Origin of the sequence: Achromobacter sp. UBA4530 (assembly GCF_002388205.1) — a bacterium.
GTDB lineage: Bacteria > Pseudomonadota > Gammaproteobacteria > Burkholderiales > Burkholderiaceae_B > Achromobacter > Achromobacter animicus.
The window spans coordinates 50,784-62,488 of record NZ_DGMA01000005.1 but is presented as its reverse complement, the minus strand read 5'-3'; the positions used below and the strand labels follow the sequence as shown (position 1 = coordinate 62,488).

Sequence of the window (11,705 nt, the reverse complement as noted above, 5' to 3'; positions counted from 1 at the left end):
TATATTAGACAGTCTAAAACTCAGGCGGTTTTCTTTGCTTGGCGGCTGAACGTGGGGCCATCAACTACAGGCACTTCACGCAGCCGGATGTATCGGTCAGTCATGGCGGCGGTCGTGTGGCCAGCCAGCAATTGCGCGTCCTTGCCTTGGCGCTTTGCGTCCGTCAGGGATTTGGCGCGCAGGTCATGAATGTTGGCGTCTTTGACACCGGCAGCCTCCACTGCTTCCTTCCATCGGTCCCTGGTGGCTCCATAGGAAGGTGCGCCCTTAGTATGGGACCGGGTGCGGAACAGAGTGGGAGCCAGCACATTACCATTCAGAGCGTTTGCCCGAGCAATCGCGTCCCGTAGCTCTGGCGTCCAGCGGACCAGCAGTTTCGCGCCAGTCTTCTGCTGGTCGAACGCTATGCCCTCGTCGTTGATGTCCGCTCGCTTGATAGCGATCACATCCCCGACGCGCTGCCCGGTAAGGTACAGCAAATCCATGATGACCTGCATCCGCGGGTTTGCTTTCGCGTAAATGGCGGCGTATTCGTCGTCCGTGATGTAGCGCTGGCGCTTTCCCTCGGCATGACGGCGGATCCCGACGCAAGGATTGCTGTCGACCAGTTGCCATTCGACGGCATAACTGAAAACCGTCTTCAGGAACGACAGCACGCGGTTCGCCATGTTTGGCGTGTCGGACATGTCCATCTTGAGCGCGGCAACGTGCTTCGGCCGGATCTGGTCCGGAGCGAACTCAGCGAACGTCTCTTTGATCCGCGCAGCAGCGATCTTGTACTGATCGATGGTGTTTTTCGATAGCTTCGGAGACATGTGCGTCAGGACCTTTTCCACAAGCTCCGGCATGCCTCCACGCGGGTTATCGAACCGACGTGCGTACTCGGCCAAAGCGGCAGGCAGATCCGCCGCCAGGCGAGTCCACTTCCCGGCTTTGACGTAGTAGTAAGCGCCGTGCTTTTCATAGACGCAGGGCGGCAAATGCTTGTCAGATTTGCGCGGACGGCCCATTTCTCAGCCTCATTTGCGGTTCCCGAGACGGGATTGTATCGGGGTGGCCCTTGTCCACGTATCGACGGTAGACCAGTAGAGAGCCATCGGGCCTGACCTGATAGCGGATCCCCAGCGCTTTGAGGACCTTCATCTGGGCCGGGCGACGCTGGCGAGCGGTGATCTCGCCGATTTCCTTGTCGGTAAGGGTCAGCATATCGCCTCCAAAACAAAGCCCGCGCTAGGCGGGCATCCAATTGCGGGTTACTTCCAGCACGCGCTGGATTTGGTCAGTCATCGGGTACTTCTTCTCCGTATTTGCTGGCGACGTAGGCGCGCATGGCGGCGACCAATGGCGTGGGCCCGAGCCAACCGCGCCGGGCGGTTTGCATCTGCTCGACCACTCCGACCCAGTGCAATAGGTTGCCTTCGTCAACTTGGGCATAAACACTGATTCGCTCGGCCTGGATGATCGGGCCCCCGTGCGACCAATCGGACGAAGGCATGAGGTTGCCAGTGGTAGCCCGGAATGGAACGCCGTCAGGAAAAATCAGACAGTTCTTCTCTGGCCGCCCATCTTTGACCAGTTGGTAAGGGCCTCGATATCCGTCCAGCGCCTTGACTACCCAAGCGTCCAGCAACGTGCCTTCCAGTTCAGATACCTTCACGCTCCCTCCTTCGCCAATTCCTCGGCCCGCACAGTTATTCGCTCGACCGGTATCGCATTGCCACTGGTGAATTTCTCCCGCAGGAGCATCCCATCCCTCGCCAGCGCCACCAGCTCGTCGCGCTCTCCAATACTGAGCGTCACCGCAGAGCCATAGGACTTGCAGTGCGCCTCGCGGGTGGCTATCTGCTCTAGTTCGTCTTTGGTCATGTTTGTCTCGTTAATGATTCACAGTAGCGGGATATGCGCTATATATGAGTCAAGCGCCTCCGTCCTTGTGGTCGGGGTGGGCCAGAGATTCGATTTCGATGGGAAAGAGGTGCTGTTGCCGCTGGGCAGTTTCGATGCGCCGACAAGCGATGTCGAAATACGAGACCTGTGATTCGATGCCATAGAACGCCTCACACCCGGCTTGCACAGCAGCTATGCCTGTCGATCCGCTTCCCATGTATGGGTCGACGAGCCGACGTGGGTATCCAGCTTGCTCGATGCACCAGCGCATCAAAATCTCTGGCTTCTGCATCGGGTGAAGCCTCTTTTGGCCGGCAGTGACTTCGTGTCGGGCACCGTCGCCCACGCAAAGGCCGTCCCAAAGCAGACGAAAGACACGCAGGGGACCATTGGGATTAACGTTGGTCCATGCGGTTTCACCGTCCCCCTGGGAGCGCAGCTTTCCGGTCGGCACTTTGTCCCAGACCAGCGTGCGGCCTTGTGGCAGCAGATGGCCGAACTTGTGCGCTCCCCAGATCAGGACGGTTGGCGCGAGATCGAGCAGGTGCGACGGATCGAACGGTGCGTCATCGCCGTCTATCTCGGCGTGTAGATTGGGCAGGACGTTTAGGGTCTTGCCGTTGCGCTGCACGACTGAGGACTCTCGCGATCCACCCTTGTAAAATGTGTTGACCTTGTAGGCCTGCCCGTAGGGCGGATCGGTGATGACTGCGTCGACAGAAGGTAGCGTCGGCAAGATTTCCCTGCAGTCGCCCAGGTACAGGGTGGCGATACCGATCTGCTCAACCCGCATCGCTGCCTCCGTTCTTCTGCGCGCCCAACTCCAGGGCGCTGGTGTGCGGGCAGGGCGCTTCTGGCAGGCGCTCTCCCAGCGGGGCATACGCCATGCAGAACTGCCCTTCTTCGGTGCTGCGCCATTCGATGGCCTCGCCACGGAAAGAGCGCGACAGGATGTCGCAGTCGTCGTCGCGGTTGCGCTCGCAGTCGCCGCAGTAGTGTGCGACGAAGGAATAGCCCACGGTGCCGTTGCTGGGCTTCCACTGCTCGCCGGGCAACTCCGGCGGCAGGATGAAGGCGGTGATCTGGCTACCCATCATTGCTCCTTCTGCGCGCCCGGTTGCGCGGACAGGGCGGCGTCAATCAGCGCACGCACGTCTGAAACGTCCTTTTCATCGCCATACATCGGACAAATCGCCACAACCTTGATTCTGGTGCCATGCCCGGGTCCGGGGATGCGAGTGTGCAATGCTCGCTCGAATGCGCGCCACCGTTCCGCGTCCTTAGCATCGCGCACTGCCTCGCTGGCCTGGGGCGCGGCATAGAGCTTGGTTCCGTTGGGCAAATTTTTGAGCGCGGGGTATTCGATAACCCGTGTCATCACGGGGCATGCGTGGAAGTTGTATTCGCGCGAATGCTCCACGTAGCCAACTGGCTGTGCCTCTCCGGATACAGGGGCGCTTGCCAGGGCGGCGCGGAACGCTTGTACCGAAATTTCGATGGCCAAATTCGGATGAACCTTGACGGCCTTCCCGATGGCGTCGAACAGGGCTTGATAATCGTATTGCGACAGCGCCACCCGCTCATCGGCTACCGGGGCGCGCAGCTTGGACAGCAGGGCGGATTCGATGGCGCGGCCAAAGCGCAACGCTTCGTCGTCGGTCATGTTGCTGCGACGTTCCAGGCTCAGGATTTGCCCTGTGGTTAACAGGGCTCCCTTCGGTGCCGGGGCGGAGGTGTGGGTGGTCATAGCGATTGTCCGTAGATGTGTGTGAGGTTGCCCGGGTGCTTCTGGATCTGCGCCGGCGCTTCATCAGGATTCAGAACGGTTAGAGAGCGATCGAACCAGACAGCACGGCCACGGTTGCAGTCGTACATGCTCACGCCCGTGATGGCGTGGATGGTCAGATCTTCCAACTTGCTGCGTGTCACCACGTCCGAATAGTTGCGGCTCCAGGCTGGGCCATCACGGCCCTCGAACCGGCTATGTAGGTAGTATTCACGCAGGAATACCTTGGTAGCATCGAATGACGGCATAGGCGTCGTCTCGTCCGGACCCATCATCAGAAGCTCTGCAATCTTGGGAGACGGTTGAGCGGATACGCCGCTCGCAGAGCCGTCATGCGCCATCGTCTGAGCCGACTCGTGGTGCGTCGCTACCGCACCCTTTCCAATACCGGGGTTGCTATCCTCGGTCCCGCACCCATCCGGTGCGGCGGAATCCAGAAGCGTCAACTGACCGCTGTCTTCGATCTGGTCCATGTCTACCCCTCCTGCTGCTGATAGGCTGCAAACGAAGGCTCGTATTCAAGAGCGACTTCCCACCGCCCAATCTCAGGGCCGGTGAAGCCGTCGAATATGGCGAACGTGAGCGGCCAATTGGCCTCAAAGCCGTCGTGGTTGCGGAAGTAGTCTTCGGCGCATGCCTCGGCTTTTTCCTCGTCGATATCCGCTGCAGACGAGCGTTGAACAAACTCTGGAGCCAGAGTGCGACTACCAAATCCGGACTGCGGCCAGACCCTCGCGTAGAACCTCATGCCTACCCCTCCTGCTGCTGAGAGGCTGCAAGGGCAGCGATAACCTCGTCGCGCAGGAGATACGGGCCGTCGTCTCGCGGCAACCCGGTCAAGTAGCTCCCCATTCCCCATTCGTCGGTCTTGTAGCCGAAGGAGTAACGCGGCAGGGACTGAACCACCTTCACCGCGTCCCGATCATCGCCAGCAGCGGGAGCGGGCATGAATGCGCTCGGCCACGTCGCGTTCAGCCGCTGGCAGATTTCTTCCAGCCCATACTTCTTGTCGGGCCAGTTGTCGGCGATGTAGTCCGCCAGCTTGTCCAGTGCAATGGAATCGTCCTTCGCATCGTCCTGTGCGCTGGCAGCACGCCAGAACACAGCAGCCAGCCCCTGCATGGCAGTACCTAGGATGTCATGCTCACGGCACAAGGCGATGAATTGCGGGTCGTCGTGCGGATACCCTTCGCGCATGCTTTCGGGCTGTGCGCTGGCGGGAGGGGTTCCAGGAGCGGCGGGCAGCGGCATCCAGTGCGTGGGTTGGCTACCCTTGCGCATGTAATCCGGGCTTCCGAACGACCGACCTGGATAGAAGTCGGTGTATTGAACATCCACCCATCCGTCGTCTTGGCCAATATCGTCCGGGCCATCTCCCCAGCCCTTTAGCCAGTATCCAGGCAAGCTAAGCGCAGGACGGCCATCAGGTCTTTCGTCAGGGCAACCCAGCAGAATCAGGCTGCCATCCTTGGGCGCGCTGCTGATAGGCTTCCATTGTTGGGTCATTTGTTCACGCTCCAGTGAGGATGGGATAGAGGAAGTACAGGACGATGGCCAGCGCGGCGGCCGTTAATGCACCCAGGCGCCACAGCATCCGGCGGTGAAAGGCGCGCTCGGCGGCGTCGTCCAGCGGGTCGCAGTAGTCGGGGATCACGGGCGGGCCTCCATTTCGGCCAGGATCTGAGTCTGGCGCAGCAGGTCGGACGCGTCGGCCTGCGTCAGCCCGGCGCCGATGCGGCGAAGCGCGGGAATCTCGGCGTGCAGCGCGGCCATGAGCGGGCCGTCGATCGGCATGCCCACGTCCAGCCGCTTGGCGAGCTGGCGCAGCGCCGTGGCCTTGAATTCGCGCCCGTGCCGCGTCGCCCACATGTCGAAGAAGTCCGCCATGCCCGCAATCGCCGGAGCGCTGGCGTACCACTCGCCGTCCGAGACGCAGTGGAATACCGGCACGCCGCGCGGGTCGACCGTCACGGTGCCGTCGCGCTCCATCTGGTCGATGATGGCTTCCAGCGGCGCCAGGGTCTGCTGGGTCTTGATGAGCATGGGCAGGCGGGCCGGGCGATCAGGTCGACGCGTGGCCCGCACGCGGGCCTGCTGCTTTTCCATCATGCGGCGCTGCTGGCGGTTCATGGCGGGGATCATTGCGCGTTCGCCTTGATTATCTCGGCCTTGCGGCGCTCGTAGTAGGGCGACCAGCTACGGCGGCCGGCGTCGTCTTTGAAAATGCGCACGCCGCGGCGGCGCAACTGGCGGGCGCGCTTGATGCCGATCGGGCGGCTGCCGGATGTGAAGACGCTGTCCAGCCATTCCACCGTGTGCTTCGGGTCGTACTTGCGGTAGTTGCCGCTGGGCGTGTTGCTGTCTAGCCAGGCCTGCAACTTGGCGGCGGACACCGTGCCGCCGAAGAACACGTAGCACTTGCCCAGCTCTTCCAGGGTGGCAATGCCGACCTCCACCGTGCGCTCAGCGACATGGCCGCCATGGCCGGACGACCACACCTGACCCTGGCAGTGGAAGGTGGTGCCGTCGTCAATCTGAATGTGGAACTCGCGGCCCGCGAACGCGTCGCCCTTGCCAGCGCGCCCGGACAGGAAATCGTAGAAGCCGTCATCGTGCGCGATGAAGTATTGGCCGTAGCGCGTGTAGACCTTCTTGGGCATGACGTCCACGACGAGGCAATAATGCGGCTTGCCCCCGCCGTAGGGTGAGTGCTGGACAATGACGTCGATGATCTTGGGCATGTCGTTCTCGGTATAGGTGGCCGGCGGGCAGCGCCGCGCCGGCCGTGGTGGTGCGTGTCAGGACCCCGTGCCTAGAACGGCACATCGTCCGCCATGTCGGCAAGGGTCGACGCCTGGGAGGGCTGGGCCGCGCTGCGCTGCGGAGCGGGTTGGCTTTGCTGGCGCGGCGGTTCTGCGGCGGCCGGTTGTTGCTGCGCCGGCGCGCCGCCGAACTCGATGTTTGAAACCCGTCCAACCAGCTTGGCGCCGCGTTCGCCGCCTTGCCGCTCGTAGGTCTCGATGTGCACTTCGTCGATGGTGACGCTGACCTTGACGCCGACCGTGAGGTACGGCGCGAGCGTCTCCGCGCGCTGGCCCCAAAGTGAGGCGTCCACCCACTGAGTCGGCCGCTTACCGTCGGCGTCCTTTTTGCCGTATGCGAACGCCAGCGCCAGGTTCGCCACCGGTTCACCGTTCTGCGTGTGACGGACGACAACATCGCGGCCGATGCGGGCCAAGCCGAAGAGTTGAGCCATGATTACGCGGCCTCCTTGCGCAGCAGGTGTTCGTATTTGGAGACCATGCGCTCGAATTCCATCAGGTCGTCTTCCAGTTCTTCGATGGCATCGTCGTCACGCTCGATGCGGATGGTCGTGAGCTGCCGGCCGATCGGTTCCAGGTCGGGTGCCCACAGAATCAGGTCCACCCACTTGCGTCCCAGCAGCCACATGGCGCCGTTGCATTGGTCGATGTAGGCGCTGATGTCGCCGTCGACCACAGCGGTGAACAGGGTGTCGGACGACACCATCGTCTTGATTTCGATGATGCCGTCATCGTCGACGAGGCCATCCACGCTCACGCCGAACAGACCGTCGTCCGTCGTGATGAACCCTGCCTCCTCGACGAAGTTGCCGGTCTTCGCCTCATAGGCGGCGCGGGCGAAGGGCTCCTGTTCAGTGCCAGTTCGCATGGCGCCGTTCACGTAGACCTCTGGCGGGCGGCCTCCGACCCGCTCCCGGGCGACATCCATTGCATACTTGCGGCAGTCTTTCGACGGGCCGCCAGCCTTCAGTTTGTCGCGGCAGTCCTTAAAGCGGCTGCCCGTGATGACGCCGCGGCGTGCGTCCAGCCATTCCTGCGAGCCCTGCGGGGCGGTGTGGAAGATCAGACCCATTACTGTTTCTCCTGCTTGAGCATGGCCCGCTTGTCGGCATAGGCCTTTTTGAACGCGGCAAACGCCGCAAGGTTGTTGGTCGCTTCGATGGCCTTGCAGCCGTCCTGCCAAGTCGATACGGCGGCGTCCAGGCTGTCCGCCTGGGCCATCTTGCTGATCCACTCGTCCCGCAGCTCAAAGGCAGCGTCCTCCGCGCCGGCGCCGTCGTCGTCGTCGTTCTGTTCAGACAGGCCGGTGATTGCTTTGAGCGTGTAGCGCTCCAAATAGGTCTTGGTGCTGGCGCGGGCTTGGATCGCGTTCTTGGCGCCGCCGGCATCAGGCGGCCCTCCCATGGACACGCTTTCCTCGTGACCACCAACATGCCGCAAATAGCAGGTCACCTCCATCCAGTCTTTCTCGTCCCGGGTGAGTTTCCAGGACGACGACAGGCCGTGTTTCGAGAGCGCCGGCGTGACTGCGTTCACCACGTCATGCAGTTCTGCATAGGACCTCCCTTTCAGTGGGCCGTCCGTCACATCCTTGCCCTTGATGATCTTGACCGCTTCGGCTTTGAACGCGGCGAAGGCGGTGTCATATGCCTTCTTGGCCTCTCCCTTCTGCCAGCGCTCCTGCAGATCCATCATCTTTTCGATCTGCTCGAGCTGAGCGCCCTGGTTCAGCGCCGCCAGCATCATGCCCATCGGGGAGTTGGCGGCCGGGCCGCCCATGGGTGCGGCGACTTCGCGCGCCGGTGCTTCGATAACGTCGTTCATGGCGTCCTCAATAGGTGACTCGAATGTTGGGGATCAGGCCCTTGGCGATCAGCGTGACCGCCTGCTTGGCGCAGTCCTCGGGCATCCCGCCGGCGACGAACGCATCCAAGGCGGCGCGGTTGACCTTGCCCTTGTGGGCCTTGTCAGCTTCACGGCGGGCGGCTTCGGCTTCTTCCGCTGCCTTCGCGTCCGCCTGGCGCTTTATTTCCGCCTGGCGCGCGTCTTCTGCTGCCTTTTTCTCGCGTTCGATGGCTGCGAGGCGTTCCTGCTCCGCGCGTTGCTCTGCGGCGAGTTGGTCGGCCTTTGCCTTGGCGGCCGCCTTCTCGGCCTGCTCGGCTTGCAGCTTCAGTTCAAGTTCGCGGCGCTCCGCTGCGGCTTTGGCTTCCTGCTCGCGGCGGATGGCCGCTTCGCGTTCAGCCTGCGCTGCAGCTTCTGCATCGCGCCGGGCCTTTTCCTCGGCTTCGCGGGCGATGCGCTCTTCGCGGTCCTTCTGCTCGCGCGCCGCGGTCTCAGCGCGCAGGCGCGCCAGTTCGGCCTGGTCCGCGTCGTGCTTCTCGCGCGCGGCCAGAGCCTGCTGCAGCGCCTCCAGCGCGCGGGCCTTGACGCGATGTGCCTCGGGTTCAAATTCTTCCCAGGATTCATCCACCGCGCGGCCCTGCACATCGGCGATGGTGGCGCGCAGCTCGTCCGCATCCAGGTCGCGGTTCTCATCGGCGCGAAGCCGGAACCATTCGATTCCCCGCTGGTGGCGCTGCTGGCGGGCTTCCTCAGCCTGCTCCCACTGGTCCAGCGGCGCGCGGACTTCATCAGCCAGCGCGTCCAGCGTTTCGCGCATGCGCTTGCGCTCGGCGTCGATCTTTTTCGGGATCTCCTTAAGACGATCGACCTGCTCCTTGCCGATACCATCCAGAGCGGTCTTCACCTTGCGGACCTTGAAGGCCAAGCTGGCGATCGCGTCGCGCCCTTTCTTGGTCTTCAGGTCCGGCACGTGGCCGGTCACTTCGGCGCGGATCTTGTCCAGCCAGGGATCCAGGCCGCCCGGCTTGGAGTAGACGTCCAGGGCGGTTTCCGCCGGCGGCAGCTCGGCAAGTTGGGTTGCTTCGGTCATGTCAGTCCTTCGCGGCGACCGCGGTCTTGCCGCAGCCTTCGCAGGCGGTGAGGGTGGATTGGGCTTGCTCGTCGCGCTGCTGGCGGTCGCCGTAGGCAGCGACGATGCCTCCCACGAAGACGACGGCGCAGACGGCACCGACCCATTCGTGGGGATCAAGCTGGCGCATGGCGCGCAGGAGGCGGGGGATCATTGGGCACCTCGCGTGGCCAGCATGGCGTCGGCCATGGCGTAGGCACGTTGCGCCACGGAATCGGCATCCCCGGCGGCGACGGGGTGCTTGTCGCCGGGGCCGTAGCTGGAAAGCCACCCATGCATGGCCTTGGCCGCGAAGTAGTCGCGCAGGGACATGCCGATGGCCACACTGACCATGGTGTCCGGCTCAACAAAGGGAAATGCCGGGCCGCCGTCATCGATCTTGTTCATGCTTTGCTCCAGGAATCGCGGCGGGCGTGCGCGCGCATCAGCGCATCGCCAAGCCGGCCGATCAGGTAAAGGGCGGCGCACAGGCCCAGGAGGGCGGCGGCAGTCATGTGCGGCGCTTCCGCGTGTCGACGATGGCGTCGACGATCCACAACACGCCGATGATGAGAAAGCCGATCACAGGTGTTCCTCCAGCTCGTCCGGGTCCATTTCCGCCAGCAACGCGTTGGCGGTCTTCTCGATGTAGGCTTCCAGCTCGCCCTGCACGAACGACTGGATGCGCGGGCATGCGTCGGCCGCCAGGATCACCAGCGCCGCGCCGGCCTGGTTGTCGGCCAAGGCGTTCAACAGGCTCTCGCCCCAGATGCGGGCGGACAGGCCAAAGGCGCCGGCGGTTTGGTTGGACAAGCACGCTCGGACCGCGGCGACTGCAAAAGCGCGGGACACGGTAGGTGCGTCTTCGTCGTACTCGTTCGGGAGTGACCCGGGCGGAGCGGTGCGGGTCGGGTCGTCGCGCAGCTGCTCGAAACATTGGCGGGCGTTCATGTCAGTTCCGTCCTTCGTTTTCGTAGGCTGCAGCCAGGACGCCGGCGCTCGGCGGGCCGCCAGCAGGCGGAGGAAGAAGCCGGGGATCAGCGCTGCGCGCAGCGCCATGAAGTCCGTGCCCACGCCGCACGCGACGCGCAGGGCCGCACGGGCTGCAGGGCTGGCCGGCGCGCTGTAGCGGTCGCCGAACCAGAACCGCCGCTCCTTGAACAGGGCGTCCTGCGCGCTGCGGCGGTTCGCCGGGTTCACGCGGTAGCCGGGCAGCCGGTCCCGCGAGTAGTCGCGCACCACGGCGCGCAGCTTCGACACGTTCAGCAGGTATTCCTGGCCAACTGCGCCGATACGCGCGGCGCGGCGTTTGATGCGGTTCTGGTTCATGGTGGTCTCCAGGCCCCGGCGGTCGGGGTGGCAGTAGGGGTGTGTCAGCTGCTGCCCTAGGGCTGAGCTGATGCTTCGGCGGCGTCTGATGTTCGGAGCCACGGTGTGTGCACCGCCATCGCTTGATCTACCGCGCTGCGGTAGTCGCGGGCGTCGTTGACCCTCACGTAAAGGTCTTGGGTCTGCTGGTGCCCGACGATCTTCTTGACGGCAGGGCTTGCGATGGCCTTGTTGTAGGCGTCACTCTGGTCGCGGCCCTTGAACTCGCCCGCCAGGACGGGGCGGGTCAGTCCGCTGCGGGAATGGACGAACGCGTAGAAAGTCATAGCGCCTTCCCCAGAATGTCTAGCAGATAGGGGCGCAGAACTCCGAGCGCCTGCTGCTCCTGGTTCATCGCCAGGTGCTGGTGAATCTGGCGCATCAAGTCCATGTCCAGTGTTGGCGGGTCAAATTCGTGCACCCCGTATCCACGGGATTCCAGCTCGCCCACCAGCGCATCTTCATCAAGCTCACCGAGGTCAACATCAACCTCTACGGTCACTTTTGCCATGTTGGCCTCCTTGTTCATTCGTCAGCCGGCGCTCAAGGAACGGGCTGACGGATAAATTCCGGGGCAACGCTCCCCTGGCTACTCCCGCTCATCGCGGCTCCAGGTAGTGCGCTGCCTCTTCAATCCCGTGCACGCCCTATGCGATCCCCACTTGGGATCAAGGCGTGTCGGTGATAGCCCCCGGTCTATTCATTCAGGCGTGGGGGATTGCCACCTGCGCTTACCGGCCGATCTCGGCCTTAGGCGTATTCCATGGCTTTGCTGGTTGTTAAAGAGCGTTGGCGCTGCGTCGCGGTGCCGGGCTTAGCCACAAAGCGGTGCGTTGCTGCGTTAGGTGAATATTAGGCGTCGCCTAATGGCGTGTCAATAGGCGACGCCTAA

Annotated in this window: 22 protein-coding genes; all 22 read right to left on the bottom strand. The window is 63.2% G+C overall.

The window, feature by feature from the left end; genetic code table 11:
- Window positions 1-20 precede the first annotated feature (20 nt).
- Entirely contained in the window at window positions 21-1,010 is a 990-nt protein-coding gene (locus B2W22_RS03275) for a tyrosine-type recombinase/integrase (protein ID WP_218344469.1), read from the bottom strand.
- Window positions 988-1,206: a DUF4224 domain-containing protein gene (locus B2W22_RS03270; protein ID WP_239215550.1), complete on the bottom strand. Its 219-nt coding sequence runs from the start codon at window positions 1,204-1,206 to the stop codon at window positions 988-990. Before B2W22_RS03270 ends, B2W22_RS03275 begins: the two co-directional genes overlap by 23 nt.
- Before the next feature lie 73 nt (window positions 1,207-1,279).
- A complete protein-coding gene (locus B2W22_RS03265) occupies window positions 1,280-1,657 on the bottom strand; it encodes a phage protein NinX family protein (RefSeq protein ID WP_286936182.1) in 378 nt (125 codons plus the stop codon).
- Complete coding sequence (locus B2W22_RS03260; RefSeq protein ID WP_286936181.1) at window positions 1,654-1,866, bottom strand: hypothetical protein; 213 nt, start codon at window positions 1,864-1,866, stop codon at window positions 1,654-1,656. Before B2W22_RS03260 ends, B2W22_RS03265 begins: the two co-directional genes overlap by 4 nt.
- A 49-nt stretch (window positions 1,867-1,915) precedes the next feature.
- Window positions 1,916-2,680, bottom strand: a complete 765-nt coding sequence (locus B2W22_RS03255; RefSeq protein ID WP_286936180.1) for a DNA methyltransferase — start codon at window positions 2,678-2,680, stop codon at window positions 1,916-1,918.
- The gene (locus B2W22_RS03250; RefSeq protein WP_286936179.1) at window positions 2,670-2,981 is read right to left on the bottom strand and encodes a hypothetical protein; all 312 of its coding nucleotides are present in this window, start codon (window positions 2,979-2,981) and stop codon (window positions 2,670-2,672) included. Before B2W22_RS03250 ends, B2W22_RS03255 begins: the two co-directional genes overlap by 11 nt.
- Window positions 2,981-3,634, bottom strand: a complete 654-nt coding sequence (locus tag B2W22_RS03245) for a hypothetical protein (protein ID WP_286936178.1) — start codon at window positions 3,632-3,634, stop codon at window positions 2,981-2,983. The genes B2W22_RS03250 and B2W22_RS03245 overlap by 1 nt, the downstream gene beginning before the upstream one ends.
- Window positions 3,631-4,146, bottom strand: a complete 516-nt coding sequence (locus B2W22_RS03240; protein ID WP_286936177.1) for a hypothetical protein — start codon at window positions 4,144-4,146, stop codon at window positions 3,631-3,633. The genes B2W22_RS03245 and B2W22_RS03240 overlap by 4 nt, the downstream gene beginning before the upstream one ends.
- Window positions 4,147-4,148: 2 nt before the next feature.
- The gene (locus B2W22_RS03235) at window positions 4,149-4,421 is read right to left on the bottom strand and encodes a hypothetical protein (RefSeq protein ID WP_286936176.1); all 273 of its coding nucleotides are present in this window, start codon (window positions 4,419-4,421) and stop codon (window positions 4,149-4,151) included.
- A gap of 2 nt (window positions 4,422-4,423) precedes the next feature.
- The gene (locus B2W22_RS03230; RefSeq protein ID WP_286936175.1) at window positions 4,424-5,179 is read right to left on the bottom strand and encodes a hypothetical protein; all 756 of its coding nucleotides are present in this window, start codon (window positions 5,177-5,179) and stop codon (window positions 4,424-4,426) included.
- 4 nt (window positions 5,180-5,183) lie between these two features.
- The gene (locus B2W22_RS03225; RefSeq protein WP_286936174.1) at window positions 5,184-5,327 is read right to left on the bottom strand and encodes a hypothetical protein; all 144 of its coding nucleotides are present in this window, start codon (window positions 5,325-5,327) and stop codon (window positions 5,184-5,186) included.
- Window positions 5,324-5,815 (bottom strand): hypothetical protein, encoded by a 492-nt coding sequence (locus B2W22_RS03220; protein WP_286936173.1) that lies wholly within the window; start codon window positions 5,813-5,815, stop codon window positions 5,324-5,326. The genes B2W22_RS03225 and B2W22_RS03220 overlap by 4 nt, the downstream gene beginning before the upstream one ends.
- Window positions 5,812-6,414, bottom strand: a complete 603-nt coding sequence (locus B2W22_RS03215; RefSeq protein WP_286936172.1) for a hypothetical protein — start codon at window positions 6,412-6,414, stop codon at window positions 5,812-5,814. Before B2W22_RS03215 ends, B2W22_RS03220 begins: the two co-directional genes overlap by 4 nt.
- A 71-nt stretch (window positions 6,415-6,485) precedes the next feature.
- Window positions 6,486-6,929, bottom strand: a complete 444-nt coding sequence (locus B2W22_RS03210; RefSeq protein WP_286936171.1) for a single-stranded DNA-binding protein — start codon at window positions 6,927-6,929, stop codon at window positions 6,486-6,488.
- Window positions 6,930-6,931: 2 nt separating this feature from the next.
- Window positions 6,932-7,567, bottom strand: a complete 636-nt coding sequence (locus B2W22_RS03205; RefSeq protein WP_286936170.1) for a lambda exonuclease family protein — start codon at window positions 7,565-7,567, stop codon at window positions 6,932-6,934.
- Window positions 7,567-8,319 (bottom strand): ERF family protein, encoded by a 753-nt coding sequence (locus tag B2W22_RS03200; RefSeq protein WP_286936169.1) that lies wholly within the window; start codon window positions 8,317-8,319, stop codon window positions 7,567-7,569. Before B2W22_RS03200 ends, B2W22_RS03205 begins: the two co-directional genes overlap by 1 nt.
- A 7-nt stretch (window positions 8,320-8,326) precedes the next feature.
- Window positions 8,327-9,427 (bottom strand): hypothetical protein, encoded by a 1,101-nt coding sequence (locus B2W22_RS03195; protein WP_286936168.1) that lies wholly within the window; start codon window positions 9,425-9,427, stop codon window positions 8,327-8,329.
- Window position 9,428: 1 nt separating this feature from the next.
- Entirely contained in the window at window positions 9,429-9,620 is a 192-nt protein-coding gene (locus B2W22_RS03190) for a hypothetical protein (protein WP_286936167.1), read from the bottom strand.
- Window positions 9,617-9,853 (bottom strand): hypothetical protein, encoded by a 237-nt coding sequence (locus B2W22_RS03185; protein WP_286936166.1) that lies wholly within the window; start codon window positions 9,851-9,853, stop codon window positions 9,617-9,619. Before B2W22_RS03185 ends, B2W22_RS03190 begins: the two co-directional genes overlap by 4 nt.
- Window positions 9,854-10,027: 174 nt before the next feature.
- Entirely contained in the window at window positions 10,028-10,774 is a 747-nt protein-coding gene (locus B2W22_RS03180; RefSeq protein ID WP_286936165.1) for a hypothetical protein, read from the bottom strand.
- 56 nt (window positions 10,775-10,830) lie between these two features.
- Window positions 10,831-11,100, bottom strand: a complete 270-nt coding sequence (locus B2W22_RS03175; protein ID WP_286936164.1) for a hypothetical protein — start codon at window positions 11,098-11,100, stop codon at window positions 10,831-10,833.
- Window positions 11,097-11,324, bottom strand: a complete 228-nt coding sequence (locus B2W22_RS03170) for a hypothetical protein (RefSeq protein WP_286936163.1) — start codon at window positions 11,322-11,324, stop codon at window positions 11,097-11,099. The genes B2W22_RS03175 and B2W22_RS03170 overlap by 4 nt, the downstream gene beginning before the upstream one ends.
- Between the last annotated feature and the right edge of the window lie 381 nt (window positions 11,325-11,705).

Coding starts and splice junctions, on each gene's coding strand:
- B2W22_RS03275 (WP_218344469.1), bottom strand. CDS start 1,010: ATGGGCCGTCCGCGCAAATCTGACAAGCATTTGCCGCCCTGCGTCTAT.
- B2W22_RS03270 (WP_239215550.1), bottom strand. CDS start 1,206: ATGCTGACCCTTACCGACAAGGAAATCGGCGAGATCACCGCTCGCCAG.
- B2W22_RS03260 (WP_286936181.1), bottom strand. CDS start 1,866: ATGACCAAAGACGAACTAGAGCAGATAGCCACCCGCGAGGCGCACTGC.
- B2W22_RS03255 (WP_286936180.1), bottom strand. CDS start 2,680: ATGCGGGTTGAGCAGATCGGTATCGCCACCCTGTACCTGGGCGACTGC.
- B2W22_RS03250 (WP_286936179.1), bottom strand. CDS start 2,981: ATGGGTAGCCAGATCACCGCCTTCATCCTGCCGCCGGAGTTGCCCGGC.
- B2W22_RS03245 (WP_286936178.1), bottom strand. CDS start 3,634: ATGACCACCCACACCTCCGCCCCGGCACCGAAGGGAGCCCTGTTAACC.
- B2W22_RS03240 (WP_286936177.1), bottom strand. CDS start 4,146: ATGGACCAGATCGAAGACAGCGGTCAGTTGACGCTTCTGGATTCCGCC.
- B2W22_RS03235 (WP_286936176.1), bottom strand. CDS start 4,421: ATGAGGTTCTACGCGAGGGTCTGGCCGCAGTCCGGATTTGGTAGTCGC.
- B2W22_RS03230 (WP_286936175.1), bottom strand. CDS start 5,179: ATGACCCAACAATGGAAGCCTATCAGCAGCGCGCCCAAGGATGGCAGC.
- B2W22_RS03220 (WP_286936173.1), bottom strand. CDS start 5,815: ATGATCCCCGCCATGAACCGCCAGCAGCGCCGCATGATGGAAAAGCAG.
- B2W22_RS03215 (WP_286936172.1), bottom strand. CDS start 6,414: ATGCCCAAGATCATCGACGTCATTGTCCAGCACTCACCCTACGGCGGG.
- B2W22_RS03210 (WP_286936171.1), bottom strand. CDS start 6,929: ATGGCTCAACTCTTCGGCTTGGCCCGCATCGGCCGCGATGTTGTCGTC.
- B2W22_RS03205 (WP_286936170.1), bottom strand. CDS start 7,567: ATGGGTCTGATCTTCCACACCGCCCCGCAGGGCTCGCAGGAATGGCTG.
- B2W22_RS03200 (WP_286936169.1), bottom strand. CDS start 8,319: ATGAACGACGTTATCGAAGCACCGGCGCGCGAAGTCGCCGCACCCATG.
- B2W22_RS03195 (WP_286936168.1), bottom strand. CDS start 9,427: ATGACCGAAGCAACCCAACTTGCCGAGCTGCCGCCGGCGGAAACCGCC.
- B2W22_RS03190 (WP_286936167.1), bottom strand. CDS start 9,620: ATGATCCCCCGCCTCCTGCGCGCCATGCGCCAGCTTGATCCCCACGAA.
- B2W22_RS03185 (WP_286936166.1), bottom strand. CDS start 9,853: ATGAACAAGATCGATGACGGCGGCCCGGCATTTCCCTTTGTTGAGCCG.
- B2W22_RS03180 (WP_286936165.1), bottom strand. CDS start 10,774: ATGAACCAGAACCGCATCAAACGCCGCGCCGCGCGTATCGGCGCAGTT.
- B2W22_RS03175 (WP_286936164.1), bottom strand. CDS start 11,100: ATGACTTTCTACGCGTTCGTCCATTCCCGCAGCGGACTGACCCGCCCC.
- B2W22_RS03170 (WP_286936163.1), bottom strand. CDS start 11,324: ATGGCAAAAGTGACCGTAGAGGTTGATGTTGACCTCGGTGAGCTTGAT.